Raw genomic sequence first — 25,864 nt, forward strand, 5'->3', positions numbered from 1 at the left:
CGATGGACATTTCCATCGTCTTGGTAATCCAGTCCTGACCTGCGCGGAAGTGCAGTAGGTCAAGGCGGATAATCGCCGCCGCCGGGCAATGGTGCCCACGCCCACAACCACACAATCCAGACGATCTGCAGCAGCAGGAACATCAGCACCACCGTCCCCCGGTAGGCCCTGGAACGCGACAGGAGGGCCGCTCCCAGCGCCAACGGAAACAGCGGCAGCAGCAGGCGGAACGTACTGGTCTGCGGATGCAGGAACACCACCAGGTAGCCCATGTAGCAGGCGCACCACAGGCGGAGTTCGACGCCGAGCTGCCGCACGGGCGGCAGGAACAGCATGGCGCCAAAAAGCGCCACGAAAACGAAGGGAGCCAGCACGCCCAGGACCGGGCCGAAGAGGTCCACGCCGGTGTCGAACCAGGGCTTGAACGGCACCAGGTCGTGGCCCCGCCACGCAGTTTCCGTCTTGGTGTAGGCACGGACATCACCTGTTGCCGCCCACGCCGCCGCCGGCCAGGCAAGTGCCATTGCGCCCCCGACGCCGGTCAGGGCAGCAAGTGCCACGAGGTCGCCGCCCGAGTGCGTCCCGTTGAGTGGGAGCCCGCCGGCTTTTCCAGCCCGGAACCGCTCCCAAAAATGGTGCAGGAAGATCAGCCCCAGCATGGCAGCGAAGGGCACCCCCACGGGGCGGGACAGGCACAAAAGCACCACCACCGGCATGGCCCACCAGTACTGCCTCCTCACCACCAACAGCAATGCTGTCGCCAGCAGCAGCAGCGACAGCGACTCTGCATAGGGCACCTGCAGGACCGCTGAGACCGGGAAGTTCGCGAAGAAAGCCACGCCCCAGAGTGCCGGACCGTGGGAGGCCTTGTGGCGGAACAGGACATAGGCCACCAGCGCCGCAGCCCAGCCGGCCATCATGGCGATCATTGTCAGGGATGCTGCAGGAGACAGGCCCGTCAGCCCGCTCAGTCCTTTGGCCAAAGCCGGATACAAGGGATAAAACGCCCACGTGTTTTCCTGCACGTTGCCGGCAGCGTCGGTAGGCAGGATTGAGGGATAGCCGCTGGCGATGATCCGGCCGTACCAGCCGGCGTCCCAGATGTTAATGAAGTTCCAGTAATCGGGCTTCGCCGGAAACCAGGGGTTGGGGCCCTGGTGGAGGGCTGCCGCCATGAAGATGCAGGCACTGACCAGCCGGGCGCCAAGGTAGATTGCCGTGACCTGGAGCCACCATGGCCAGCGGCGCACGGCGGCCGGCACCTGCACGGCCCAGTCCTGAAGGGACGGAACCAGCCCGGCTTTTCGGCGCGCCACCGTGCTCACGGCACGTCCTTTTCGTGCGCGGAGGTCCCGCCACGTTCGGCGCCGGGGTTTCCGGCTTCCGGCAGCGCTGCCCGCAGCGCGTCGATTTCCTTTTGCTTAGAGTCCAGTTCCTCCTGCTTGGCGGCCAGTTGGTCCCGCAACTCGTCCAGCACCTGGTCCACCTGGTCCATCCGGTAGCCGCGAAGTCCCAGGGAGAAGCGCACGCGGTCCACATCCTCCGGTGCGGCCCGGGCCGGCAGCAGGACAGGCGGCAGGTTGGCGGGCGGCTGTTCCAAACCGCCGTCCACCAAGCCGGGCAACTTACGGCTGCCTGCCGTGCCGGACCGCAGCCCGAGGCTGACCCAGATGACACCTCCGAGCAGCAGGACGGCCAGGAAAACCAGAAAAAAGCTCACGCTTCCATCGTGCCAGAACCGGCTGTGGGGGGCCCGTTCCCACGCCCGGCTACTCAGGCCGCTGCTCTCCGTTGAGGGAGGGAGCCGGGGGCACGTGCAGTACGCGGTCCACTGCCTCGGCGGGATCGTCAACAACCTGGATCAGGTCCAGGTCCTTCTCCGAGACCATGCCTTCGGCCACCAGGGTTCCCCTGATCCAGTCGATCATGGGACCCCAGAAACCGACGCCGAGAAGCACGATGGGGAACGATGTCACCTTCCGGGTCTGCACCAGCACCATTGCCTCAAACAGCTCGTCCAGGGTACCCAGACCGCCGGGCAGGACGATGAAGCCCTGTGCGTACTTGACGAACATGGTCTTGCGGGCGAAGAAGTACCGGAAGTTGATGCCCAGGTCCACCCATTGGTTCAGGCCCTGTTCAAAGGGCAGTTCGATGCCCAGGCCGACGGAGACGCCGTTGCCTTCAACGGTGCCGCGGTTGGCAGCTTCCATGGACCCGGGCCCGCCGCCAGTGATGACGGCGACACCGGCTTCGGCCAGTTTCCGCCCAACTTCGACGCCCATCTCGTAATAGGGACTGCCCGGCTTGGTGCGCGCTGAGCCAAAGACGCTGACGGCCTTGCCGATGTCAGCCAGGGCGCCGAAGCCTTCCACGAATTCACTTTGGATGCGCAGTACCCGCCAGGGATCGGTGTGGACAAACTGTCCCGGACCCTTGGTGTCGAGCAGATGCTGGTCAGACATCTCCACCGCAGCCTGTTTGCGGCGGAGTTCGAGGGGCCCCTTACGGCGTGGCTGGGTATTTCTGGCCGGATCTGCATTGATGCTCATTCACCAAGGCTATCCTCCCGCAGCAGGTATCTCTTGAATCACGATCCGCAGGAAGTTGGGGTGATTCGCATCATAATGAGCCGGTTGTTCGCTAGATTCTTTCTTATGACTACTCATGTGCCCGGCGATACCCTCGTCTCCCTGAACGGCGTAAACAAGCACTACGGCCAGCTGCATGTTTTGAAGGACATCAACCTGCAGGTCCGCAAGGGCGAGGTTGTCGTGGTCATCGGGCCCTCCGGCTCCGGTAAGTCCACCCTCTGCCGCGCCATCAACCGCCTGGAGACCATCGAGGGCGGAACCATCAGCATCGACGGGAAGGTGCTTCCGGAAGAAGGCAAGGAACTCGCCCAGCTGCGCGCCGACGTCGGAATGGTTTTCCAGTCCTTTAACCTCTTCGCGCACAAAACCATCCTGGAAAACGTCACCCTCGGCCCCATCAAGGTCAAGGGTGTTCCCAAGGCGACCGCGGATAAGGACGCCATGGCACTGCTCGAGCGGGTCGGCGTTGGCCACCAGGCCCCCAAACTGCCGGCGCAACTGTCCGGCGGGCAGCAGCAGCGCGTTGCAATTGCACGGGCCCTGGCAATGAAGCCAAAGGTCATGCTGTTCGACGAGCCCACCTCCGCGCTTGATCCGGAAATGATCAACGAGGTCCTGGACGTCATGGTCCAGCTGGCCAAGGAGGGCATGACCATGATCGTGGTCACGCACGAGATGGGCTTTGCCCGGAAAGCCGCCGACCGCGTCGTCTTCATGGCCGACGGCCAGATCGTCGAGGACGCCACCCCGGAAGAATTCTTCACCAACCCGAAGAGCGACCGGGCCAAGGACTTCCTCTCCAAGCTCCTCACCCACTGATTTACCCGAACGATCACACTCCAGTTCGCACCCAGGCCGTGATCCACGGCCACCAATGAAAGGAATGTCATGAAGGCATTTATGACCCGGCGGAAGTCATTCTTCGTGGCGGCTACCGCTGCCCTCGCCCTCTCCCTGAGCGCCTGCGGCGGAGGTGGCGCCGGAACCACCAGCGATCCCACCGTCGAGGAGAAGCCCACGTTCGCCGCCGGCACCACCATGGAGAAGCTGTCCTCGGCCGGCACCATCAAGATCGGCACCAAGTTTGACCAGCCGCTGTTCGGCCAGGTGGGCCTGGACGGCAAGCCTGTTGGTTTCGACGTCGAGATCGGCAAACTGATTGCCGCGAAGCTCGGCATTCCCGCGGACAAGATCGAATGGTCGGAAACAGTCTCCGCCAACCGCGAACCCTTCATCGAGCAGGGCAAGGTGGACCTGGTCATCGCCACCTACACCATCAATGACAAGCGCAAGCAGGTCGTCGACTTTGCCGGCCCGTACTACGAAGCCGGCCAGGCCCTGATGGTGAACAAGGACAACGACACCATCAAGACCCCCGAGGACGTCAAGGGCAAGAAGGTCTGCTCCGTCACCGGTTCCACCCCCGCCGCCACCATCGTGGACCAGTACGGCGCCGAACTCGTCCCTGCAGCCACTTACTCTGCCTGCCTGGAGCCGCTGCGCAACAAGCAGGTTGAAGCTGTCACCACGGACAACGTGATCCTCGCAGGCTTCGTGGACAAGGAGCCCGACGCCTTCAAGCTCGCCTCGGACGAGACCTTCACCAAGGAGCCGTACGGCATCGGCCTGAAGAAGGGCGACACCGAGTTCCGCAACTGGATCAATGACCAGCTGGAGGCATTCGAGGAGGACGGTTCCTACAAGGAGGCCTGGGAAGCAACCGCAGGCTCAGTCATCAAGACTGCGCCCGAGCTGCCCGAGATTGACCGTTACTAAGTAACTTCAGTGGTTGCCGGGGCTGCTCCGCTGCCCCGGCAACCGCCGTCTCTGCTCCCGTCCACGCCCACAGCCGAAGGATCCTATGGACGTCATTTTTGAAAACCTCCCCCTGTACTGGGAAGGTTTTCTCCGCACACTTTTCCTATCCGCCGTTTCGGGGGTCATAGCGCTCGTACTCGGCACCCTGCTCGCGGCAGCCAGGGTTTCCCCGGTGGCAGCACTCCGCGGCTTCAGCATGGTCTACGTGGAGGTCCTCCGTAACACTCCGCTCACCATCGCCTTCTTCTTCGCAGCCATCGTCCTTCCCCGGCTCGGCGTGAAATTCGAGCAGTTCGAAGTCGCCGCCATCATTGCACTCAGCACCTACACCGCAGCGTTCATCGCCGAAGCTGTCCGCTCGGGTGTCAACAGCGTCCCGGTGGGACAGGCTGAGGCGGCCCGCAGCATCGGCATGAACTTCGGGCAGGTCCTGAACCTCATCATCCTGCCGCAGGCACTGAGGACGGTGGTCCCGCCCTTGATCAACATCCTGATCGCCCTGGTGAAGAACTCCTCTGTTGCCGGCGCCTTCTTTGTCCTGGAACTGTTCGGCTACGGCCGGCAGCTGGCCAACGCCAACGGTGACGCCGTCATCGCCGTGCTGCTGGGCACAGCATTCTTCTATCTGCTCCTCACCGTTCCGCTGGGCATCCTGGCCAGCACGGTGGAACGAAAGGTGGCGATCGCCCGATGAGCTCAGTCCTTTATGACGTTCCGGGTCCCAAAGCCCGCCGGATTTACCTGATCGGCTCGATCGTGGGGTCCCTGCTGATCCTGGGCCTGCTGGCCTGGATCGTGATGACCCTCGCCCAGCAGGGCATTTTCGAAGGCCGCCGCTGGCAGATCTTTACCCGGGCAGATGTCTGGACCCTCCTGGGCAACGGCTTGGGTGCAACCCTGAGCGCCGCTGCCATCGCCGCTGTGATTGCCTTCCCACTGGGACTGGTGCTTTGCCTGCTGCGCATCTCGGACGCAGCGGCCATCCGCATTCCCGTCCGGGTGGTCCTGGAGTTCCTTCGCGGCATGCCTGTGGTCCTGATGATGCTGTTCATCCTGCTGGGTTTCGGCACCTCACCCTTCATTGCCGTTGTCACGGGCCTGGTGCTCTACAACTCGGCAGTGTTCGCGGAAATTATCCGGGCCGGTATCCAGTCGCTGCCACGGGGGCAGCGTGAAGCCGGGCTGGCCATCGGCCTGACAAGCTTCAAGTCCCGGATGCTCATCGAGCTGCCGCAGGCCATCCGCCGCATGATGCCCTCCCTGGTGGCCCAGATGGTGGTGCTCCTGAAGGACACCTCCCTCGGCTACATCGTGGCGTATGGCGAGTTGCTGCGTGCGGTCCAGGTGATGGCGGACTTCCTGGGCACCCAGTTCCTGTTCCCCATCTTCTTTGTTGCGGCGGCGATCTACATCGCCATCAATATCCTCGTTTCAAGGATCGCTGTCTGGATTGAGCGCCGCGGATCCAGGAAGGCTGCCGGTGGTGTGGCCAAGGCTGAACCGGAAAAGGCCAATGCCCCAGTTCCCTGACCCCCTGCAGGTTATTTCATGACGAGGATGGCCCGGACCTTCTGATGAACTGGTCCGGGCCGTCCTCTTTAACATCCGGGCTTCCTGAAGTTCAGGCAGCGAGCCATTCCTTGAGGGCCCGCAGGCACCTGCGGACCGCGTCGGCATGCACATGCTCGTTGTCCTTGTGGGCCAGCAGGGCATCGCCCGGCCCGAAGTTCACCGCCGGGATTCCCAGCTCACTGAAACGTGCGACGTCGGTCCAGCCGTACTTGGGCTTCGGCTCGGCCCCCACGGCGGCAACGAAGGAAGCCGCCGCAGGGTGCTGCAGCCCTGGCCGGGCCCCGGCAGCAGCATCCGTACGCACGACGTCGAAGCCGTCCAGAAGCTCCCGCACCACCGTTTCGGCCTGGTCCGGGGTCTTGTCCGGGGCAAAGCGGTAGTTGATCTCCACCACGCACCTGTCCGGAATCACGTTGCCGGCAGTTCCGCCATTGATCTTCACAGCATTCAGGCTCTCGCGGTATTCCAGCCCGTCTACGGTCACTGTGCGCGGCTCATAGGCCGCCAGCCTCGCCAGGACGGGAGCCGCCGCGTGGATGGCATTGCTGCCCATCCATGCACGGGCGGAGTGCGCCGCCTCCCCCACTGTTGTGACCTCGAACCGGCTGGTGCCGTTGCACCCGCCCTCCACGGTACCGTCGGTGGGCTCCAGCAGGATGGCGAAATCACCATGAAGCAGATGACCGTGGTTACGGACCAGGCGCCCCAGGCCGCTCTTCACCGCTTCCACTTCCTCATGGTCATAGAAGACAAAGGTGACGTCACGCTTCGGCGCAGCGCCGCCGTCGAACAGGGTAGCGGCAAGCGCCAGCTGCACGGCCACGCCGCCCTTCATGTCCGTGGCTCCGCGGCCATACAGGATCCCCTCCCCCGGCACACGGGATTCCCAGGTGGACGGCACTGTCCCCCGGGCACCTTCGGTCATGGGCAGGGGTACTGTGTCCAGGTGCCCGGCCAGGATGACGCGTTCGGGGAGGCCCAGCTCCGTTCGGGCAACGATCGAATCACCGTCCCGCACGACGTGCAGCTCCGGAATGTTCCGCAGGGCCGTCTCGACGGCGTCGGCAAGTTCCGTCTCATTGCCGGACACGCTGTTGATGTCCATGATGGCGGCGGTAAGGAGCGCAACATCCTGGCGGAGGTCAAGGGCAAGGAGGGAAGATCCCGGGGAGGTTTCGGCAGTCACGAAGCCAGTCTAGTTCGGAGGCTGTCGCTGCCCGTCGATAGACTGGGGAAATGACTGAAACTGCTTCTTCCGCCATGCCCGAAACCTCGAATACAACCAGTGGCGAACGTTCCGCCTACGGTTTCGGCGTAGCCACCATCACCACCGCTGACGCCACCGTCCTGGACGTCTGGTTCCCCACTCCAGCCCTCGGTGCGGCCGCCGACAACCTGCGTTCCGTGGAGGATGCTGACGAGTCCCTCACCAGGATCGCGGACAACGGAGCTGACGAGGACCGCGGCACGGAGCAGAAAGTGGTCTTTGTCCAGATCAACCTCGATGAAGCCCCGGCCGACACCGCCGATGCCTACCTGCGCCTGCACCTGCTCTCACACCGGCTGGTCCAGCCCAACACCATCAACCTGGACGGAATCTTCGCCAAGCTGCCCAACGTCGTCTGGACCAACTTCGGCCCGGCGGCGGTGGAAGGCTTCGAGCTGACCCGCGCACGGCTCCGCCGCCGCGGCGCCGTCACCGTCTACGGCATCGACAAATTCCCCCGCATGGTGGACTACGTAGTGCCGTCGGGTGTCAGGATCGCCGACGCCGACCGCGTGCGCCTGGGTGCGCACCTGGCCGAGGGCACCACGGTGATGCACGAGGGATTCGTCAACTTCAACGCCGGAACGCTGGGCACCTCCATGGTCGAAGGCCGTATTTCGGCAGGCGTGGTGACGGGCAACGGCAGCGACGTCGGCGGCGGTGCGTCCATCATGGGCACCCTTTCCGGCGGCGGCAAGGAAAAGATCACCATCGGCGAACGGGTCCTGTTGGGGGCGAACTCCGGCGTCGGCATCAGCATCGGCGATGACTCGGTGGTCGAGGCCGGCCTGTACGTGACGGCCGGAACCCGGGTACGTGTACCGGGCCCGAAGGACGAGGTGGGCGAGGACACCACCAAGATCGTTAAGGCAGCCGAGCTCTCCGGCGTTCCCAACCTGCTGTTCCGCCGCAACTCCACCACCGGCGCGGTGGAGGTGCTTCCCCGCCAGGGCCAGACAGTGGAACTGAACGACGCCCTGCACGCCAACTGACCCTTCTATGGCACAAAGACGCGGTCTGCGCCGCCTTGCAGTCCTGGTGCTCACCCTTGCACTGGTGGCGGGAGGCATCTACTCCGCCGTGTTTTTCCTGCAGCGTTCCGAAACCCTGGTTTCGGAGCGCTGCAGGGCAGTCATTGATGAGCGGACGGCGGAACTGGCTCCGGACCAGGCCGTGTACGCATCATTGATCGCCGCCGTTGCGGTCCAACGGGGCCTTCCCCCGCGTGCCGCAAGCATTGCAATCGCCACTGCCATGCAGGAGTCGAAGCTGCGGAACATAGACCACGGGGACCAGGCCGGCCCGGACTCGCGCGGACTGTTCCAGCAGCGTCCGTCGCAGGGGTGGGGAACCGAGGCACAGATCATGGATCCCTACTACGCCGCGAACGCCTTCTACGACGCTCTCGTGAAAATACCCGGCTATGAGGCCCTGGAAATAACGGACGCCGCCCAGCGGGTCCAGCGCTCCGCCTACCCCACCGCCTATGCCCAGCATGAGGACATGGGCCGTACCTTCGCCTCCGGCCTTTCCGGCCAGACGCCCGAAGCCGTTCAATGCACCCTTCGTGCCGCCGGCACGGGCGGGGACACCAGCGCGCTGTCCGCGGAACTGCACCAGGCCTACGGGGCGCTGGAGTCGATGGTGGACGGTGAAACGTTAGTAGTCCTGGCCACCGGCAGCGAGGCCTGGTCCGTGGCCCAGTGGGCGGTTGCCAATGCCAAGGGCTTCGACGTCACACACGTCGAGGTGGCAGGCCGAAGCTGGACCCGTAGTACATCACGTGACGGCTGGCAGGAATCCGCAGCCCCGGACGGCCAGGTCCGGATTACGGTCGCTACGGAAAACTCCGGCAGCTGAAGGACCTCCCGCTGGCTAGGGGATGACCGGGCCGCAGCTAGACGAGGATCTCCACCACAGGCTGCACGTAACTGCGGAAGAGCTCGGGCTCACCCATCAATTGGTTGCTCATGATGATCTTGTCAGGCTCCAGGTACCACGCCCGGAGTTCGTTCAGCGGCAGCTCAATAATGGTCAGCTTGAAATCACGCGAATCGCGACCCACTTCCATCAGCCTGTCATCCACCATGTCCTCGAGCAGCTGGTCCGCACCGCTCGCGGCACGCTCCGCTTCCAGCTCGGCATATTCGCTCCGGCGCTCCCGAGCCCAGGTGAGGGCAGCACCGAAGTGCGCCTGCAGCACCCTTTGCAGCGCCGGCGAATTGCCGAAAGCCCCAAAGTCGGGCGGGGACAGTTCCGGTGAAGTCTGGGGATGGGCCTTGAGGAGCTGGTCCCACCATGCCTCCCACTCAGTCTTCAGGGCGCTCAGGCCGCCAACATCCGCGGTCAGGTGTGAATGGTCAACGCGCCGGACCTTGGGTGCTGCGTGCGACAGGACCGGATGCCCGGCGCCGTCGAGCCCTGCAGTATCCCGGACGAACAGGGCGATCATCATGGGTCCGGAGGTGTCCGTAGTGATTTGCCACCTGGTACCGCTTGTTTGATGCATCCGACGTCCTTCCGTGGCGTGCTGTGCCGGTGCCCGGTGATCGGGCAGGCGCCCCGCCTATCAGTCTATGCCCCGGCCTTGCCCACGTTAACGGCACTCAGTGGATGCTGTCGAGGTGCCGCTCCAGGACATCGAGGCACATGCCGCGTGTCATCCACTGCGGCTGCAACATCGCGTGCATGCACAAGCCGTCCACGGTGGCCAGGAGCCGTTCCGCTTCCACCACCAGGCTTTCCCGTGGCGTGTCTTCAGGCGAGAGAGCGCTGATCACCTGTCCCATGACCGCGGCCACCTCCCGGTGGCTGCGGCCTGCCTCAACAGCAAGGAAGGGCCGTACCCTTGCGGCGTTCCTGAACGCCAGCCACGCACACGCCTCAACCGCCCGCGGTTCGTCCAGGGGCAGCAGCCCGCACAGCAGGGTTAACACCGCCGCACGCTGCCCGGGAGTACCGGCTGCCTCAGCCTGCACGACCGGCAGCGAGGCTGCGACGCGGCCGACGATGCGGTCCACCACGGCGCCAAATGCATACGAGAGCAACTCTTCGCTGCCCGAAAAGTAGTGCCGCACAGAGCCGACAGCCAGTCCCGCTTCATCCGCTACTTCCCGAAGGGATGCCCGCTCAAGCCCGTCAACCGCGATGATTCTGAGGACCGCATCAACTACGTCCTGCCGCCGGGTCCGGGCATCTACAATTTTGGGCACTCTTCTATTTAGCACGGATGTGTTCTTTCGAGGGCCCGGCATGCCGTGCTGCGCGGCCGCTGCCCGGGATCCGGAACGCGCGGGCGGCGTCAGGTGTTGGTGGGATAGCGTTGAGGCATGAAAATTCTGGTCACCGGGGGCACCGGCTACATTGGTTCCCACACTGTTCTTTCCCTGCAGGAAGCCGGCCATGACGTGGTGGTCATCGACAACCTGGTCAACTCCAGCGAGGAGTCGCTCCGGCGGGTTGCTGAACTCAGCGGCAAGACCGCCGAGTTCCACCACGTCGACCTGGTGGACGAGGCCGCCGTCGAGAAGGTCTTTGCCGGCGCGGCGATTGATGCAGTCATCCACTTTGCCGGCCTTAAGGCTGTCGGCGAATCCGTGCGCGAACCGCTCAAGTACTACTACAACAACCTGGTGGGGACCCTGAACCTCATCCGCGTCATGGACCGGCACGAGGTCCGCTCCATCGTCTTCAGCTCCTCTGCCACCGTTTATGGCGAGCACAACCCCATCCCCTATGTGGAGAAGATGGAGATCGGTGCAAACAACCCCTATGGCCGCACCAAGGAACAGATTGAAGACATCCTTGCTGACCTTGGGTCAGCCGACAGCCGGTGGCATATAGCCCTGTTGCGCTACTTCAACCCGGTAGGTGCACACCCGTCCGGCCGGATCGGCGAGGACCCGCAGGGCATCCCCAACAACCTCGTGCCCTTCATCGCCCAAGTGGCAGTGGGCCGCCGCGAAAAGCTGATGGTGTTCGGCGGCGACTACGACACCCCCGACGGCACCTGCCTGCGCGACTACATCCACGTCGTCGACCTCGCAGAAGGCCACGTGGCCGCGTTGAACCACGTGGCAGACCGGACCGGCGTCTTCCGCTGGAACCTCGGCTCGGGCAAGGGCTCTTCCGTCCTGGAGGTGCTGCGCTCCTTCGAGAAGGCAGTGGGCAACCCCATCCCCTACGAAATCACCGGGCGGCGCGCAGGGGATCTCCCCGCTTTCTGGGCCGACGCAACATCCGCCCTGGCCGACCTCAGCTGGGCCACCACCAAGACTGTCGACGAGATGTGCGAGGACCACTGGCGGTGGCAGAAGAACAACCCCAACGGCTACAACTCCTGATGTCTAGAGGCTGATTCGCCCAGCCAACGCAAAAACGGCCGCCCACCTGGAAAGGTGGGCGGCCGTCGTCGCCATGACTGCTGAGGAAACGGGTACCGGCGTCAGCGGACGGGGTAGTCGCGCTCCGGCTCACCGATGTAGAGCTGGCGGGGGCGGCCGATCTTGGTGTTGGGATCATTGATCATCTCGCGCCACTGGGCAATCCAGCCCGGCAGTCGCCCGATGGCAAAGAGCACCGTGAACATCTTCTCGGGGAAGCCCATGGCCTTGTAGATCAGGCCGGTGTAGAAGTCCACGTTGGGGTAGAGCTTGCGCTGGATGAAGTAGTCATCACTGAGCGCCTTCTCTTCCAGGCGAAGGGCGATATCCAGCAGCTCGTCATTGCCTCCGAGCTTGCTGAGGATCTCGTGCGCTGTCGCCTTGACGATCTTGGCGCGCGGATCGTAGTTCTTGTAGACGCGGTGCCCGAAGCCCATGAGCCGGACGCCGTCTTCCTTGTTCTTGACCTTCTCCATGTAATCCTCGGGCTTGAGGCCCTCGGCCTGGATCTGGCGGAGCATTTTGAGCACGGCTTCGTTGGCGCCGCCGTGGGCAGGGCCGAAGAGGGCGTTGATGCCGGCAGAGACGGAGGCAAACAGGTTGGCGTTGGAGGAGCCTACCAGGCGCACTGTGGAGGTGGAGCAGTTCTGCTCGTGGTCCGCGTGCAGGATGAGGAGCAGGTCAAGTGCCTTGGCCACGACCGGGTCAACCTCGTACTGCTCGGCCGGCAGGCCGAAGCTGAGGCGCAGGAAGTTCTCCACGAGGTTGTGGGAGTTGTCCGGGTACAGCATCGGCTGGCCGATGGACTTCTTGTGCGCGTACGCGGCGATGACGGGAAGCTTTGCCATCAGGCGGATGGTGGAAACCTCCACCTGCTCCGCGTTGAACGGGTCCAGGGAGTCCTGGTAGAAAGTGGACAGCGCCGAGACGGCCGAGGAGAGGACGGGCATGGGGTGTGCGTCGCGGGGGAAGCCGCCAAAGAAGCCTTTCAGCTCCTCGTGCAGCAGGGTGTGGCGCCGGATCTTCTGGTCGAACTCGTCCAGTTCAGTAGGCGTGGGCAGGTTGCCGTAGATCAGCAGGTAGGAGACCTCGAGGAAGCTGGAGTGCTGTGCCAGCTGCTCAATGGGGTATCCGCGGTAGCGCAGGATGCCCGCATCGCCATCGATGTAGGTGATGGCCGAGGTGGTGGCTGCGGTGTTCATGAAGCCGGGGTCAAAGGTGACTGCACCCGTCTGCTTCAGCAGCTTGGAAACGTCGTAGCCTTCGTTCCCTTCAATAACCTGGATGCGCGGGAGCTTGAGCTCGCCTCCTGCGTGGAGCAGGGTCGCCGCGTTGTTGGTCTCAGTCATGGAGTCCCCTTCATGAGGCTTCTGGGCCTCTGTCGAAAGCTTGATCCAGCATCAGGTGAGCCGCGCACTGACCCTGAGAACACAGGTTCCAACACCCGGGCTGCCTTCTTGTAGAAAGCCACCATTGATAGTCACTTAAAAAGTACCGCTCCTTGGCGGGTGCCACTAATCCAAGACGTCCGGGAAGGCCCTAAAACAGCGCCATTGTGGCGCGAGTCACGTGATTGTTACGGGGCGGTAGCCAGTCGGGACACGGCGGCGTCAATGCGCTCGTCGGTGCCGGTGAGGGCAACCCGGACGTAGCCATTGCCGGCCTCGCCGTAGAAAACCCCGGGACCGACGACGATGCCGCGCTCCGCGAGCCGGGCAACGGTATCCCACGTACTCTCCCCCGCCGTGGACCACAGGTACAGCCCGGCGTCGGAATCCTTGATTTCCAGGCCGAACGCTTGCAGGGCCGGAAGCAGCCGTTCCCGGCGGCCCCGGTACAGGTTCTTTTGAGCTTCCACGTGGCTGTCGTCGCCGAGCGCAATACGCATGGCTTCCTGCACCGGGTAAGGGACGATCATACCGGCGTGCTTGCGGCTGTTGACCAGGTTGGGCATCAGGTCCGGGTCACCGGCCACGAATGCTGCCCGGTAGCCCGCAAGGTTGGACTGCTTACTGAGCGAGTAGACGGCGAGGAGCCCTTGATGGGACCCGCCTGCCACCCTGGGGTCCAGGATGGAGGGAACAGCCTGGCCGCCGCGCTGGACGTCCCACGTTCCCCAGCCAAGTTCCGCGTAGCACTCATCCGAGGCAACCACGGCGCCCAGGCCGCGGGCTTGTTCCACCAGCACCTTCAGCGAGCCGGCGTCGCGGACGCTGCCGGTGGGGTTTCCAGGGGAATTGACCCAGATGAGCCGGACACGTGAGCGGATTTCGTCGTCGAGCTCGTCCAGGTTGTCCGCGGCCACCGAAGTGGCGCCGGCGAGGGTAGCCCCGATGTCGTACGTGGGGTAAGCCACTTTAGGACGTACGACGACGTCTCCCGGCTTCAGCCCCAGCAGGAGCGGCAGCCACGCCACCAGTTCCTTGGAGCCAACGGTAGGCATGATGTTGCGCGGATCGAGTCCGGCAACGCCGCGCCGCCGTTCAAACCAGCCCGCGATGACTTCCCGGAGGGCCGGGGTGCCATGGACGGTAGGGTATCCAGGGGCATCGGCTGCGGCCCTCAGCGCGTCCTGGATCAGGTCAGGGGTGGGGTCAACCGGGGTGCCGATGGACAGGTTGACGGCTCCGCCGGGATGCTCCGACGCCTTCGCCAGGTAGGGGGCCATGGCCTCCCAAGGATAGTCCGGCAGATCCAGGCCAAACGCTTTCGCTCCTGCGGTCACGGTGTCTGCCCGCGTCAGTGGTCTTGGTTCTGCGGCGGCAGCGCGGCGATCATCGGATGGTCCTTGCCGGTGTTGCCAACCTTGGCTGCCCCTCCGGGTGAGCCAAGATCATCGAAGAACTCCACGTTTGCCTTGTAGTAGTCCGCCCACTCTTCAGGAGTGTCGTCCTCGTAGTAAATGGCTTCAACAGGGCAAACGGGCTCACAGGCACCGCAGTCCACGCATTCGTCCGGATGGATGTACAGCGAACGCTCACCCTCATAGATGCAGTCGACGGGGCACTCCTCAATACATGCCTTGTCCTTGACATCTACACACGGCTGCGCGATTACGTACGTCACGTCCCTGGCCTCTCCACGTTGGGTCCGGCTGGCCGCCGGTTCTTGCATCCGGCAGCTGCGGCCGGACTCTTGACATCTGAGCCTATTATCTCCCGGCCCGTTCCCGCGAACCTAGCCGGGGCGCCTAGTATGAACTGGTGAGTCAGCCTGCCCCCTCCCCTGCCCGATTCCTGTTGGCCGCGGGGGCTGGAACGCGGGTGGTGGTGCGGTACCGGATCCCGGACGGCTTTACTGATGCCCTGGGCCACCTGGTCTCCTGCGACGCCGGTGCCTGCACCATCCGCACGAGGCAGGCCGACGTCGTCATCCGGCTTGCGGACGTCGTGGCCGCCAAAGCTGTGCCCCCTGCCCCCGAGCGCCGCCGCACGCGCGCTTAGGGCCCCTCCCGCTGCGCGGCTGGCTCAGCCTGGGGAAGAAAAAGCCGGAACGACGGCGGGAAGTTCCGCCAGCCGTTCCGGCTCTTCAATGAAGTTTTTGTCCAGCTACGCGGGGCTCACATGCCCTGAAGCCAGCCTATCCGGATAAAAACCCTAGGCCTTGGCGCGGGCGCGGTTGGCCTTGGCACGCTCATTGGTGTCCAGGATGACCTTGCGGATGCGGATGGCCTCCGGAGTCACCTCGACACACTCGTCCTCGCGGGCAAATTCCAGCGACTCTTCGAGGGTCAGGTCGCGCGGCGGCGTGAGGTTCTCGAAAGTATCGGAGGAAGCGGCACGCATGTTGGTGAGCTTCTTTTCCTTGGTGATGTTGACGTCCATGTCGTCGGCGCGGGAGTTCTCGCCAACGATCATGCCCTCGTATACCTCGGAGGTGGGCTTGACGAAGAAGGAGCCGCGTTCCTGCAGGTTGATCATGGCGAACGGGGTCACCACGCCGGCACGGTCCGCAACCATGGAGCCGTTGGTACGGTACTCGATGGGACCGGCCCACGGCTCGTAGCCCTCGGAGATGGAGGCCGCGATGCCGGCGCCGCGGGTGTCCGTGAGGAACTTGGTGCGGAAACCGATCAGGCCACGGGCCGGAACAATGAATTCCATCCGGCACCAGCCGGTGCCGTGGTTGGCCATGTTGGTCATGCGGCCCTTGCGGGCGGCCATCAGCTGGGTGACGGCGCCGAGGTACTCTTCGGGCACGTCAATGGTCATGTGTTCCATCGGCTCGTGGATCTTGCCGTCGATCGTCTTGGTGACAACCTGCGGCTTGCCCACGGTCAGCTCGAAGCCCTCGCGGCGCATCTGCTCTACCAGGATGGCCAGGGCGAGCTCGCCGCGGCCCTGGACCTCCCAGGCGTCGGGACGCTCGGTGGGGAGCACCTTGATGGAGACGTTACCGATCAGTTCCTTGTCCAGGCGGTCCTTCACCTGGCGGGCCGTGACCTTGGCACCCTTGACCTTGCCGGCCAGCGGGGAAGTGTTGATACCGATGGTCATGGAGATTGCAGGGTCATCCACGGTGATCAGCGGCAGCGGCTGGGGGTTTTCGACATCGGTGAGGGTTTCACCGATGGTGATGTCCTCAATGCCGGCGACGGCGACGATCTCACCGGGGCCTGCGGACTCGGCCGGAACCCGCTCCAGTGCCTTCGTGGCCAGGAGTTCGGTGATCTTCACAGTCTTGAGCTCACCGTTCTGGCGGGCCCAGGCAACCTGCTGGCCCTTGCGGAGGGTGCCATTGTAGATGCGGAGCAGCGCGAGGCGGCCCAGGAACGGGGAGGCGTCCAGGTTGGTGACATGCGCCTGCAGCACACCTTCCGGGTTGTACGTGGGCGCCGGGATGTGCTCGATGATGGCCTTGAACAGCGGCTCAAGGTCCTCGTTGTCAGGGGCGGAGCCGTTGGCCGGCTGCTCCAGGGAGGCACGGCCAACCTTTGCCGCGGCGTATACCACCGGCACTTCGAGGACCTTGTCCAGGTCCAGGTCCGGCACCTCGTCGGCGAGGTCGGAAGCCAGGCCCAGGAGCAGGTCCATGGACTCGTGGACGACTTCGTCGATGCGGGCGTCGGGGCGGTCGGTCTTGTTGACCAGGAGGATAACCGGGAGGTGCGCGGCCAGTGCCTTGCGAAGCACGAAGCGGGTCTGCGGGAGCGGGCCCTCGGACGAGTCCACGAGCAGCACAACACCGTCGACCATGGACAGGCCGCGCTCCACCTCCCCGCCGAAGTCGGCGTGGCCGGGGGTGTCGATCACGTTGATGGTGATGGTTTCGCCGTTGGAGGACGGACCGTTGTAGGCCACGGTGGTGTTCTTGGCCAGGATGGTGATGCCCTTTTCACGCTCAAGGTCACCGGAGTCCATCACGCGGTCTTCGAGGTGGTTGTGCTCGGCAAAGGAATTGGTCTGCTTGAGCATGGCATCGACCAGGGTGGTTTTGCCGTGGTCAACGTGGGCCACAATCGCGACGTTGCGCAGGTCACTGCGCGATGCAGTGGCTACCGCGGTGTTGGTGGTGGTTTCAGACATGCGTAATGGCTCGATTCAGTGGTGAAAGTCAGCTGTTGTATCGCGACATTTCCAACTGGAACGCACGACAGATTAGTCCCTTGCACAGGGCTCCTCACCCCAGTCTACCGGCAGTGGCATTTAATGACCTAAAAGAGGAAACCCAACCTGCGGTTGGCGGGGCGCCGAAGCTGGTACGCGGTTTCCCGGCTTGCCCTACAGTTACTGGATTAAATCCTTGCCGATGCCCCATGATTGCTCTTGATGAGCAGAGAGAATCCCGGAGACGGCAGATCCGCCCCGTCCAGGGCACTGGCGCGCATCCTGGTCCTGGGAATCACGGCCGGCGTTCTCCTTGCTGCCCCAGGCCAGCCCTTGCAGCATGTGCTGCCCGGTTCGCTCGCCCAATCTGCAGGCTCCGCTCCCGCCTTCAAAGACCGGCCGCCCAGCGTAGTGGTGACCCCGTCGGCTGCGGGCCGAGCGGCGGCCGCCCCATCCGGGTTTGATCTGGCGAACGTCCTTGAGCGTCCCGCCCTGCTCCCGGGCGACATCTACCGGAACCCCGTCTTCGGCCGGGACGAGGTGGTGATTGCAAACGTCAGCAAAACCGCCGTCCTGATCGGCGACTCGCAGTCCGCACCGGCTGACGGCTGGCCCAGGCTAGCACTAGGCGCCCTCGGCTACAACGTCCATTTTTGCGGCTACGGCGGCACCGGCTTCACTGCCGCCAACGGCAGGATGGGCAGCTATATCGATGCCTTGGAACGCGGGGACTGGCTGCTGCCCGTGGGGACGCCGGGACTGGTGGTGGTCCAGGGCGGCGGAAATGACGCATCCCGGGGAGCAACGGACGCCCACATCACCGCCAACGCCAACCGCCTGCTCAAAGCGTTGAAAGACCGTTATCCCGGCACGCAAATCGTGATGGTTGGCACTCTTGGCCGGGGAGCAAACAACGGCGGAGGCCGCCGCAGCCAGGTGGACAGCCTGCTGGCTGCCATCGCCGCGAAGCAGGGCATCCCCTTTGCCAGCGTCGGGGATTGGCTGACCAGGTACAAGTTGACCCACCGGCTGGCCGATACCGTCCACATGGACAGCGAGGGACGCAAGACCCTGGGCGTTCTTCTGGAGCGCCGGCTGCGGGAGCTCCAGATCCGGGATCTTAAGGCAGCCACGGGCACCTCAGCGGCGCGCACGGGGGACGACAAGACGATGGGCTGAAGCGGCTGCTCCCAAGGAGCAGCGGCTTCAAGCCCATCAATCGTTTTTTAAGCCACTTCCGGCGGCAGCATAAGCTTTGCACCGGGAATGGCGTTCAGCAGCGCCTTGGTGTAGTCCTGCTGCGGTGATTCAAAGACCTCGTCCGTAGTCCCTGTCTCGACCAGGCGGCCCTTCTCCATCACGCAGACGTGGTCCGCGATCTGACGCACCACCGCGAGGTCGTGCGTGATGAAGAGATAGGTCAGCCCAAGGTTGGACTGCAGGTCTGCGAGCAGGTTGAGCACCTGGGCCTGGACCAGGACATCCAGGGCGGAAACTGCCTCGTCGCAGATGATGACTTCGGGATCCAACGCGAGCGCACGGGCGATGGCTACTCGCTGCCGCTGCCCGCCGGACAGCTCATTCGGGTACCGCTGCATGGTGGATTGCGGCAACGCCACCTGGTCCAGCAGCTCGCGTACTTTCTTCTCCCGGCTGGCTTTGTTCCCCACCTTGTGCGTCCGCAGGGGTTCCTCGATGGTCCGGAAGATGTTGTACATCGGGTCCAGGGAGCCGTATGGGTCCTGGAAGATCGGCTGCACCCGGCGCCGGAACCTGAAAAGCTCAGCCGGCTTCAGGACTGAAGTATCCACGCCGTCGAACAGGATCCTGCCCTCCGTCGGCTTCTCAAGCTGGAGCACCATCTTCGCCACCGTGGACTTGCCGGAGCCCGACTCCCCCACGATCGCCGTCGTGGTCCCACGCTTGACGTCGAAACTCACGCCGTCAACTGCGGCAAAATCGGTTGACTTCCCAAAGCCCTGGCGGAGCCTGTACACCTTGCGGAGGTCCTGGATCTGCAGGACATGATCCGCCGCCACCTCCTCGGCAGCCGGAGCCAGGAGGTCCGCTGCTTCAACGCCCTGTTCCTTGGCTACCTGGATCCGCCGGCTCGCCAATGACGGCGCAGACTCAACGAGCCTTTTGGTGTACGGGTGCTGGGGGTTCTGCAGCAGTTCCAGTGAGGGCCCGGACTCCACCACCTGGCCGCGGTACATAACCACTACCTTGTCGGCGCGCTCGGCTGCCAGGCCAAGGTCGTGCGTGATCAGGAGGACTGCCGTGCCCAGCTCAGAGGTCATGCCTTCGAGGTGGTCCAGGATCTGCCGCTGCACGGTGACGTCAAGTGCCGACGTCGGCTCGTCCGCGATAAGGAGCCTCGGCTGGCAGGACAGTCCGATCGCGATGAGGGCGCGCTGGCGCATGCCGCCGGAGAACTCGTGCGGGTACTGCTTGGCCCGGCGGTGCGCATCAGGAAGCCCCGCCTCGGACAGTACCTTCGCGATGTCGTCGGGGCCGCTCGGCCGGCCATTGGCCTTCAGCGTCTCTTTCACCTGGTAGCCGATTTTCCACACGGGGTTGAGGTTGGACATAGGGTCCTGCGGCACCATGCCGATGGTGTTTCCCCGCAGCTCGATCATGCGCTTCTCCGGCGCATGCGAAATGTCCTCGCCGTCGAGCAGGATCTGCCCGCCCGAGACGCGGCCGTTCGAGGGAAGCAGGCCGATGGCGGCCAGGGCGGTGGTGGACTTGCCGGACCCGGACTCGCCCACGATCGCCACGGTTTCCCCAGGCATGATGGTCAAGTGGGCGTTCCGTACAGCGTTCACCTCACCGTTGCTGGTGTTGAACGTGATGGCCAAGTCCCGGATTTCCAGGAGGGGCCGGTTGCCCCCTGTTCCGGCTTCGTCGATTATGACGTCGGACGTTGTCATCTGTGCCTCCTTCATCGCTGGCGGCTCTTCGGATCCAGGGCATCGCGCAGGGCGTCGCCCAGCATGATGAAGCTCAGGACGGTGATGGACAGGGCGGCAGCCGGGTACAGCAGCACTGCGGGATTGGTGCGGATGGATGACTGCGCTGCGGAAATGTCGTTGCCCCAGGACATGATGCTGCCCGGCAGGCCGATGCCGAGGAAGGACAGCGTTGCCTCCAGCACAATGAACACGCCCAGTTCCATGGTGGCCAGCACGATGATGGGCGCGAGGGCGTTCGGCAGAACGTGGCGCAGCAGGGTTTGGATCCGTGAGACGCCGAGTGAACGGGCGGCCGTGATGAAGTCGGCATTGCGGACCTCAATCACCGCACCGCGGGTCAGCCTGGCCATCTGCGGCCACGCAAGCAGGACAATGATCATGATCACCGTCCACACGCTCTTGTTTTCCCTGAAGAACGGCAACTGGGTGACCACCAGCGCACCGAGCACCAGGGGCAGCGCGAAGAAGATATCGCCGAGCCGGGCAATGACGGCGTCGATCCATCCGCCGTAAAAACCGGCAAGCGCACCGAGGGTCACACCGACGAGGAGTACGCCGATGACGGCGAAGACGCCAACCATGACGGAGGCCTGCGTGCCGTAAATGACGCGCGCGTACACGTCGCAGCCCTGGAACGTGAAACCAAACGGGTGTCCGGGCGACGGGGCGCCGTCCGAATTCGCCAGCTGGCAGTTGTCATTGGGCGCGGTCTGCGTGAACAGTCCCGGGAAGAACGCCACAACCAGGATGACCAGGATCATCACCGCGGAGACGATGAACAGCGGACGACGGCGGAGCTTCTTCCAGGCGTCCGCCCACAGGCTCAGGGGCGCGTGGTCCGTCTTGACGGCATCCGTTGCCAGCAGAGGGGTCTCCTCGAGGGGGGCAACGAAGTGGGTGGTGTCTTGGTTACTTTTCATAGCGAATCCTCGGATCAAGCCAGGCGTACAGCAAATCCACCAGCAGGTTGGCGACAACAAAGACCAGCACCAGGACGCTGACGATGGCGACGACGGTGGGGCCCTCGCTGCGAAGAATCGCCTGGTAGAGCTTTTGCCCAACACCGGGGACATTGAAGATGCCCTCGGTCACAATGGCACCGCCCATCAAGCCGCCCAGGCTGGCGCCGAGATAGGTCACCACGGGAATCATGGAGTTGCGGAGGATGTGGGCCATGACCACGCGGGGCCGGGACAAGCCCTTGGCGGTGGCGGTCCGGACATAGTCCGCAGTGGAGTTTTCGATGACGGAGGCACGGGTAAGGCGCAGCACATAGGCGAAGGACACCAGGGCCAGCGCGAAGGCCGGCAGCAGCAGGGTGCCCCAGCTGACATCCGTGCCCACCGTGGGCTTGGCCCAACCGAGATACACCCCAAAGACAAGCTGCAGGACAAAGCCGAGCACAAAGATGGGGATTGCGATGACCACGAGCGAGGCCAGCAGCACCGTCGAGTCGAAGATCTTGCCTTTCCGCAGGCCGGCGATGAGGCCAAAGCCGATGCCGAAGACTGCCTGGATGACCAGGGCTTCGAGTGCCAGCATCACAGTGACGGGGAAGACCCTGCCGAGGGTGGCGGCGATGGGCTGGCCGGTGAAGTCGACGCCCAGGTTAAAGGTGAAAAGGTTTTTGAGAAACAATCCGTACTGGACCCAGAACGGCTGGTCCAGGTTGTACTGCCGGCGAAGGGCCGCGATGACGGCTTCGCTGGGCGGGCGGTCTCCGAAGAGCGCCCTGATGGGGTCTCCTGGGAGGGCAAACACCATGAAGTACACCAGCAGCGTGGTGCCCAGGAAAACGGGGATGACTTGGAGCAGGCGCCGAAGAATGAACCGGATCACAGCGCACCCTCCGGAGCTCGTGAGGAAAGTTGGGATTTCATGTGGGACAGCTTCCTGCCGGTATCAAGGCTATGGGGGCCCGGCTGGCGCCGGACCCCCACACTAGCCACTTAGTTGAACGGTCTCAGAACTACTTTGCGGTGATGTTGTAGTACTGGATGACACCGTTCCAGCCGCTGTCCACATTGGTGACGTTCTGGCTCCACACGACCTGCCGTGCGGAGTACCACAGCGGGAGGTTGGGCAGGTCCTGGAACAGGATTTCCTGGGCCTCGGTGAACTTTGCGTTGGCATCGTCCGTGGACTTGGAACCCAGGCCCTCGTCGAGGAGCTTATCGAACTCGGGGTTTGAGTAGCCCTCGTAGTTGGCGCTTGCACCGGTCCTCAGGAGCGGGCCCAGGAAGTTGTAGAGGGACGGGTAGTCGGCCTGCCAGCCTGCCCGGGCGAAGCCGGGGAGGGTCTTGGACTTGCGCAGGTCCAGGAGTTCAGCAAACTTGGCGAAGGGCTGGCCTTCAACCTGGATGCCGAGGTTGTTCTTCAGGTTGTTGGCAACCGCGTCGATCCATTCCTTATTGCCGCCATCGGTGTTGTAGCCGAGCTGCAGGGTCTTGTCCGCCGGCCACGGGCTGATCTCGTTGGCCTTCTCCCAGGTTTCCTTGGCCTTGGCTGCGTCGAACTTCAGGACCTCAGAGCCTTCAACGTTCTCGTTGTAGCCGTCCACTGCCGGGGAGGTGAAGTCCTTGGCAGGGATGCGGGTGCCGCTGAAGATGACCTTGGTGATCTCATCGCGGTTAATGGCCATGGAAATGGCCTGGCGGCGGAGCTTGCCGGCCTCGCCCTGGAACTCCGGCAGGTAGCCCGGGATGTTCAGGGTGGAGTTGCCCGCGTACGGCTTGTTCAGGTGGTTCTCCGGGAAGTCCGTGGTGTACGTCTTCAGGGCGTTGGTGGGAAGAACGTCGGTCACGTCCAGGTTGTTGGCCTGGATATCCGTGTAGGCGGGAGCCGGATCGGTGTAGAACTTGAAGGTCACCCCGCCGTTCTTGGCTTCGCGGGGACCGGAGTAGTCCTCGTTCTTGACGAGCTCGATCTGGCTGTCGTGCTGCCAGGCGCCTTCCTTGGCCATCTTGTACGGGCCGTTGCCTACCGGGTTCTCGCCGTAGGCCTTGGGATCAGCGATGGCCTGGGACGGAAGCGGCATGAAGGCGGTATAGGCAAGGCGCAGCGGCCAGTCAGCTTCCGGCTGGGCGAGCTTGACTTCGATGGTGGTGTCGTCCTTGAGCACCAGGCCGGACAGGGTCTGCGCGGTGGGGGCGGGAACTTCGTTCTCGCCTTCCTTTTTGGTGGCGCTTACGGCGTCGTAGCCCTCGATGGATTCGAAGAAGCTGCTGTTGGCCTGGGCGTTGGTGCTCAGCGCGGCGAAGTTCCAAGCGTCAACGAAGCTCTTGGCCGTGACCTCCTCGCCGTTGGTGAACTTGGTGCCGCTCTTGACCTTGATGGTGTAATTCTGTCCGTCCGGCGACTCAATGGACTCTGCCAGCGCGTTAACTGACTCCCCGCTGGGGCTGTAGCTGGTGAGGCCTTCGAACAGAAGCTCCACCACCCGGCCGCCATAGACTTCGTTGGTGTTCGCCGGCAGCAACGGGTTCTGTGGTTCGTTGCTGTAGGCAGTGATGATCTTGCTGGGATCGCCGGCGGCGTCGCTGGCTCCGTCAGTGCTGCCGCCTCCAGCGCCGCAGCCGGTCAGGGCAAGTGCGGCGATTGCCACGATGCCCAGTGCTTTGGAAGTGCGCGTAAAACGCATTCCGCCTCCTATGAGTTGTGGGAGATAACGAGGGAAATCTTGTGCTTCCCCGCAGGCGGCACGCAGCCGTTCCGCTGTGACGCAACCTACATATTTGAGTAGCCTAGCCGCACAAGGTCCAGATACTGGTACTCCGTTGCCAAACCGTGACCGGCCTGGTCTGAACGCTTAGTCGGTCAACAGAAGTTGTGCAAGTCACATGCTACTCGCCGGTAGCCGTGACTGCGAATCAGGACAACTGAAAGCTGCCTCTCCCATAAGGGCAGGACATGGCAGGTTATGCCAGGCGCCAATCCCAGACGTTCCACCACACGCCCAAGGGCCCCGAACTGGTTTTGACGCCCGTCACGCGGGCGTTGAAGGCGGTGGTCCCAATGGTCTGGTACAGCGGGAGCCCATAGGCGCTCTCCCAGATCTGTTTGTCAATCTCCGCGAGGAGCTCATCCTGCCTGGCCAGGTCCGCGGTGCCGGCCAGCTGTTCCATCGCTTTGTCCGCATCGCCGTCGGAGAAGCCGTTGAAGTTGCTGCCCGCCCCGGTACGGAAAATCTGTGGAATGCGGCTGACTCCCGCCGCCGTGCCGATCCAACCCAGCAGCGCGGCGTCGTATCCTTCGCCACCGAGGGCCCGGGCCCAGTCAGCGCTCCCCAACCCGGCATCGATCACCTGGAAACCAGCTAACGCGGCGGAATCCCGGATCATGGAAAATGCCCTGGCGCGGTTGGGGTTATCGCGGTTGTAAAGAATCCGGACAGTGGGGGTTGCGCCCTTCAACAGGGCCTTGGCCGCGTCGATGTCCACCTCTGCGTAATCCGAGGAGCCGTTGTTCTTGACGGTGTCGTTGTACTTGGGCTGGGCGGGGAGGAAAACGTGCGAATCGAGGGGCTTCGCATCGGGCAGGAGATCACCCACCACGGCGTCGACGATGGCCTGGCGGGGAACGGCTTTGAGGAACGCCTCGCGCACGTCTTCATCGGCAAAAGGCCCGGAAAACCTGAGGTCCAGATGGTCGTAGCCGGATTGGCTGTAGCGCTCAACGGTGGTGCCCTGGCCAGCCAAGCCGGCGAAGAGTTCTTCTGTCCCCGCCGAAGGCTGCGGTGAAATGATGTCGGCCTGGCCGTTCCGGAGCGCATCAACTGCCGCAGGCACAGCGCCGGTGAAGCGCACGTTGATCTCATCAAGCCAGGGTTCCTGTCCCCAGACGTAGTCGCGGTTGCGGACGAGCTTCATGGAGACTTCAGGAACGATGTCCCTGACGATGTATGGGCCACTGGAAAGGTACATCGCAGGATCATCGGGGAGGCCGGCGGAATCAAACCCGGAATTCCAGAAATCGCTGACCCGCTTGAGCGGCGCATTGACCGCCGGCTCTTCCGCATTGCCGCGCGGCGAATCCCGGAGCAGGTCAACCAGGTCCTCTTCGTCGTTCAGGCCGCTTTTCGCCGCAATGACGTGGGCAGGGAGTCCGACGTCGAAAGCGACTTCCCAGTCAGCGTAGGGGATGGCGTATTCCAGGGTGATGGAGCGGCCGTCTCCACCGATCTCAGGGAAGACGGTGCCCGCGAGGCCGCTGGTGTCAGAGGCAACCGAGAAGTACTTTGTTCCCGTTCCGGCTGTAAGGTCAGCGTCGTCGAAATAGCCTGAACCGGCCGCCCAGCCCAGGAGGAGGTCCCCGGCATCAATCGCTTCGCCGTCGGACCATTTGACGCCCTCGTTGACGGTGTACCTCACCTTGAGCGGCTGGTCCGAGACCTTCTCATACCGGCCGAACTTTTCGTTCCGCACCACCCTCGCGCCGTCATCCAGATAGTAGAAGCCCGAATGCGTGATGTAGCCGATCTTCGAATTGATGTCGGTATTGCCGCCGGCGCTGTACGGGTTGAAGGACGAAAAGGCGTTGACCTCCGCGACAGTTACACTGCCGCCGCGTTTGGCCTCACCCACCACCACCGGGGCGGCGCCGCCGCTGCCCGAGCAGCCTGCGAGGACCATGGCAGCCACCACGGCCGCGGTGATGTACTGCATCAGACGCCTGACCGGCATGCCGCCTCCTTGTTTTGCTATTGCGGGAG

At 63.7% G+C, this 25,864-nt stretch carries 24 protein-coding genes; 9 read left to right on the forward strand and 15 right to left on the reverse strand.

Going from position 1 to position 25,864, the window contains the following annotated elements:
- Positions 1-59 precede the first annotated feature (59 nt).
- The 3 genes from FDW84_RS07425 to FDW84_RS07435 are packed head-to-tail and all read right to left on the reverse strand — an operon-like array spanning position 60 to position 2,552.
- Positions 60-1,325, reverse strand: a complete 1,266-nt coding sequence (locus FDW84_RS07425; RefSeq protein WP_371419143.1) for a hypothetical protein — start codon at positions 1,323-1,325, stop codon at positions 60-62.
- Positions 1,322-1,720, reverse strand: coding sequence for a DivIVA domain-containing protein (locus tag FDW84_RS07430; RefSeq protein WP_138608056.1), 399 nt, complete (start codon positions 1,718-1,720; stop codon positions 1,322-1,324). The genes FDW84_RS07425 and FDW84_RS07430 overlap by 4 nt, the downstream gene beginning before the upstream one ends.
- A gap of 49 nt (positions 1,721-1,769) precedes the next feature.
- Positions 1,770-2,552, reverse strand: a complete 783-nt coding sequence (locus FDW84_RS07435) for an LOG family protein (RefSeq protein WP_138608058.1) — start codon at positions 2,550-2,552, stop codon at positions 1,770-1,772.
- Between the two features lie 105 nt (positions 2,553-2,657).
- Here FDW84_RS07435 and FDW84_RS07440 point away from each other — a divergent pair, with 105 nt between their 5' ends.
- From FDW84_RS07440 to FDW84_RS07455, 4 genes are all read left to right on the forward strand, one after another.
- Positions 2,658-3,413, forward strand: coding sequence for an amino acid ABC transporter ATP-binding protein (locus FDW84_RS07440; protein ID WP_138132010.1), 756 nt, complete (start codon positions 2,658-2,660; stop codon positions 3,411-3,413).
- Between the two features lie 69 nt (positions 3,414-3,482).
- Positions 3,483-4,370 (forward strand): glutamate ABC transporter substrate-binding protein, encoded by an 888-nt coding sequence (locus tag FDW84_RS07445; RefSeq protein ID WP_138132008.1) that lies wholly within the window; start codon positions 3,483-3,485, stop codon positions 4,368-4,370.
- 85 nt (positions 4,371-4,455) lie between these two features.
- Entirely contained in the window at positions 4,456-5,106 is a 651-nt protein-coding gene (locus FDW84_RS07450; RefSeq protein WP_138608060.1) for an amino acid ABC transporter permease, read from the forward strand.
- On the forward strand, positions 5,103-5,942 hold the full coding sequence (locus tag FDW84_RS07455) for an amino acid ABC transporter permease (RefSeq protein WP_138608062.1): 840 nt from the start codon (positions 5,103-5,105) through the stop codon (positions 5,940-5,942). The genes FDW84_RS07450 and FDW84_RS07455 overlap by 4 nt, the downstream gene beginning before the upstream one ends.
- A 91-nt stretch (positions 5,943-6,033) precedes the next feature.
- Here the strand turns inward: FDW84_RS07455 and dapE are convergent, their stop codons facing one another.
- Positions 6,034-7,170, reverse strand: coding sequence for a succinyl-diaminopimelate desuccinylase (gene dapE, locus FDW84_RS07460; RefSeq protein WP_138608064.1), 1,137 nt, complete (start codon positions 7,168-7,170; stop codon positions 6,034-6,036).
- A 50-nt stretch (positions 7,171-7,220) separates the two neighbouring features.
- Between dapE and dapD the strand changes: the two genes are divergently transcribed.
- Together dapD and FDW84_RS07470 are read left to right on the forward strand one after the other, a co-directional pair.
- Positions 7,221-8,243 (forward strand): 2,3,4,5-tetrahydropyridine-2,6-dicarboxylate N-succinyltransferase, encoded by a 1,023-nt coding sequence (gene dapD / locus FDW84_RS07465; RefSeq protein WP_138608066.1) that lies wholly within the window; start codon positions 7,221-7,223, stop codon positions 8,241-8,243.
- 7 nt (positions 8,244-8,250) lie between these two features.
- A complete protein-coding gene (locus tag FDW84_RS07470) occupies positions 8,251-9,111 on the forward strand; it encodes a transglycosylase SLT domain-containing protein (protein ID WP_138608068.1) in 861 nt (286 codons plus the stop codon).
- Between the two features lie 37 nt (positions 9,112-9,148).
- Here the strand turns inward: FDW84_RS07470 and FDW84_RS07475 are convergent, their stop codons facing one another.
- Together FDW84_RS07475 and FDW84_RS07480 are read right to left on the reverse strand one after the other, a co-directional pair.
- The gene (locus tag FDW84_RS07475) at positions 9,149-9,760 is read right to left on the reverse strand and encodes a hypothetical protein (RefSeq protein ID WP_138608070.1); all 612 of its coding nucleotides are present in this window, start codon (positions 9,758-9,760) and stop codon (positions 9,149-9,151) included.
- Between the two features lie 97 nt (positions 9,761-9,857).
- Positions 9,858-10,463 (reverse strand): TetR/AcrR family transcriptional regulator, encoded by a 606-nt coding sequence (locus FDW84_RS07480; protein WP_138608072.1) that lies wholly within the window; start codon positions 10,461-10,463, stop codon positions 9,858-9,860.
- A gap of 117 nt (positions 10,464-10,580) precedes the next feature.
- On the opposite strand from FDW84_RS07480, the gene galE reads away from it, so the two are divergent.
- Positions 10,581-11,594, forward strand: a complete 1,014-nt coding sequence (gene galE, locus FDW84_RS07485) for a UDP-glucose 4-epimerase GalE (RefSeq protein WP_138608074.1) — start codon at positions 10,581-10,583, stop codon at positions 11,592-11,594.
- 101 nt (positions 11,595-11,695) lie between these two features.
- On the opposite strand, the gene FDW84_RS07490 is transcribed toward galE, so the two are convergent.
- The 3 genes from FDW84_RS07490 to fdxA form a co-directional block, all read right to left on the reverse strand.
- Entirely contained in the window at positions 11,696-12,982 is a 1,287-nt protein-coding gene (locus tag FDW84_RS07490) for a citrate synthase (RefSeq protein ID WP_138608076.1), read from the reverse strand.
- A 227-nt stretch (positions 12,983-13,209) separates the two neighbouring features.
- Positions 13,210-14,358, reverse strand: coding sequence for a succinyldiaminopimelate transaminase (dapC, locus tag FDW84_RS07495; RefSeq protein WP_138608078.1), 1,149 nt, complete (start codon positions 14,356-14,358; stop codon positions 13,210-13,212).
- 14 nt (positions 14,359-14,372) lie between these two features.
- Positions 14,373-14,699 (reverse strand): ferredoxin, encoded by a 327-nt coding sequence (gene fdxA / locus FDW84_RS07500; RefSeq protein WP_026265673.1) that lies wholly within the window; start codon positions 14,697-14,699, stop codon positions 14,373-14,375.
- 137 nt (positions 14,700-14,836) lie between these two features.
- On the opposite strand from fdxA, the gene FDW84_RS07505 reads away from it, so the two are divergent.
- Positions 14,837-15,076: a putative acetyltransferase gene (locus tag FDW84_RS07505; RefSeq protein ID WP_138608080.1), complete on the forward strand. Its 240-nt coding sequence runs from the start codon at positions 14,837-14,839 to the stop codon at positions 15,074-15,076.
- Between the two features lie 153 nt (positions 15,077-15,229).
- Here FDW84_RS07505 and typA read toward each other — a convergent pair whose 3' ends face one another.
- Positions 15,230-17,158 (reverse strand): translational GTPase TypA, encoded by a 1,929-nt coding sequence (gene typA, locus FDW84_RS07510; protein ID WP_138131986.1) that lies wholly within the window; start codon positions 17,156-17,158, stop codon positions 15,230-15,232.
- Positions 17,159-17,401: 243 nt separating this feature from the next.
- Between typA and FDW84_RS07515 the strand changes: the two genes are divergently transcribed.
- A complete protein-coding gene (locus FDW84_RS07515; RefSeq protein ID WP_138608082.1) occupies positions 17,402-18,358 on the forward strand; it encodes an SGNH/GDSL hydrolase family protein in 957 nt (318 codons plus the stop codon).
- 47 nt (positions 18,359-18,405) lie between these two features.
- Here FDW84_RS07515 and FDW84_RS07520 read toward each other — a convergent pair whose 3' ends face one another.
- The 5 genes from FDW84_RS07520 to FDW84_RS07540 form a co-directional block, all read right to left on the reverse strand.
- On the reverse strand, positions 18,406-20,112 hold the full coding sequence (locus FDW84_RS07520; protein WP_138608084.1) for a dipeptide ABC transporter ATP-binding protein: 1,707 nt from the start codon (positions 20,110-20,112) through the stop codon (positions 18,406-18,408).
- A gap of 11 nt (positions 20,113-20,123) precedes the next feature.
- Complete coding sequence (locus tag FDW84_RS07525; protein WP_138608086.1) at positions 20,124-21,074, reverse strand: ABC transporter permease; 951 nt, start codon at positions 21,072-21,074, stop codon at positions 20,124-20,126.
- Positions 21,064-21,993, reverse strand: coding sequence for an ABC transporter permease (locus tag FDW84_RS07530; RefSeq protein ID WP_013601711.1), 930 nt, complete (start codon positions 21,991-21,993; stop codon positions 21,064-21,066). The genes FDW84_RS07525 and FDW84_RS07530 overlap by 11 nt, the downstream gene beginning before the upstream one ends.
- Positions 21,994-22,123: 130 nt before the next feature.
- Complete coding sequence (locus FDW84_RS07535) at positions 22,124-23,794, reverse strand: peptide ABC transporter substrate-binding protein (RefSeq protein WP_138608089.1); 1,671 nt, start codon at positions 23,792-23,794, stop codon at positions 22,124-22,126.
- Between the two features lie 277 nt (positions 23,795-24,071).
- Positions 24,072-25,835 (reverse strand): ABC transporter family substrate-binding protein, encoded by a 1,764-nt coding sequence (locus tag FDW84_RS07540; protein WP_138608091.1) that lies wholly within the window; start codon positions 25,833-25,835, stop codon positions 24,072-24,074.
- Positions 25,836-25,864 lie beyond the last annotated feature (29 nt).

This window comes from Pseudarthrobacter sp. NamE5 (assembly GCF_005796225.1).
GTDB lineage: Bacteria > Actinomycetota > Actinomycetes > Actinomycetales > Micrococcaceae > Arthrobacter.

Excerpts from the sequence above, each read along its gene's own strand:
- FDW84_RS07435 (WP_138608058.1), bottom strand. The coding sequence starts at position 2,552 with ATGAGCATCAATGCAGATCCGGCCAGAAATACCCAGCCACGCCGTAAG.
- FDW84_RS07440 (WP_138132010.1), top strand. The coding sequence starts at position 2,658 with ATGACTACTCATGTGCCCGGCGATACCCTCGTCTCCCTGAACGGCGTA.
- FDW84_RS07445 (WP_138132008.1), top strand. The coding sequence starts at position 3,483 with ATGAAGGCATTTATGACCCGGCGGAAGTCATTCTTCGTGGCGGCTACC.
- FDW84_RS07450 (WP_138608060.1), top strand. The coding sequence starts at position 4,456 with ATGGACGTCATTTTTGAAAACCTCCCCCTGTACTGGGAAGGTTTTCTC.
- FDW84_RS07455 (WP_138608062.1), top strand. The coding sequence starts at position 5,103 with ATGAGCTCAGTCCTTTATGACGTTCCGGGTCCCAAAGCCCGCCGGATT.
- dapD (WP_138608066.1), top strand. The coding sequence starts at position 7,221 with ATGACTGAAACTGCTTCTTCCGCCATGCCCGAAACCTCGAATACAACC.
- FDW84_RS07470 (WP_138608068.1), top strand. The coding sequence starts at position 8,251 with ATGGCACAAAGACGCGGTCTGCGCCGCCTTGCAGTCCTGGTGCTCACC.
- FDW84_RS07475 (WP_138608070.1), bottom strand. The coding sequence starts at position 9,760 with ATGCATCAAACAAGCGGTACCAGGTGGCAAATCACTACGGACACCTCC.
- galE (WP_138608074.1), top strand. The coding sequence starts at position 10,581 with ATGAAAATTCTGGTCACCGGGGGCACCGGCTACATTGGTTCCCACACT.
- FDW84_RS07490 (WP_138608076.1), bottom strand. The coding sequence starts at position 12,982 with ATGACTGAGACCAACAACGCGGCGACCCTGCTCCACGCAGGAGGCGAG.
- typA (WP_138131986.1), bottom strand. The coding sequence starts at position 17,158 with ATGTCTGAAACCACCACCAACACCGCGGTAGCCACTGCATCGCGCAGT.
- FDW84_RS07515 (WP_138608082.1), top strand. The coding sequence starts at position 17,402 with ATGAGCAGAGAGAATCCCGGAGACGGCAGATCCGCCCCGTCCAGGGCA.
- FDW84_RS07520 (WP_138608084.1), bottom strand. The coding sequence starts at position 20,112 with ATGACAACGTCCGACGTCATAATCGACGAAGCCGGAACAGGGGGCAAC.
- FDW84_RS07525 (WP_138608086.1), bottom strand. The coding sequence starts at position 21,074 with ATGAAAAGTAACCAAGACACCACCCACTTCGTTGCCCCCCTCGAGGAG.
- FDW84_RS07535 (WP_138608089.1), bottom strand. The coding sequence starts at position 23,794 with ATGCGTTTTACGCGCACTTCCAAAGCACTGGGCATCGTGGCAATCGCC.
- FDW84_RS07540 (WP_138608091.1), bottom strand. The coding sequence starts at position 25,835 with ATGCCGGTCAGGCGTCTGATGCAGTACATCACCGCGGCCGTGGTGGCT.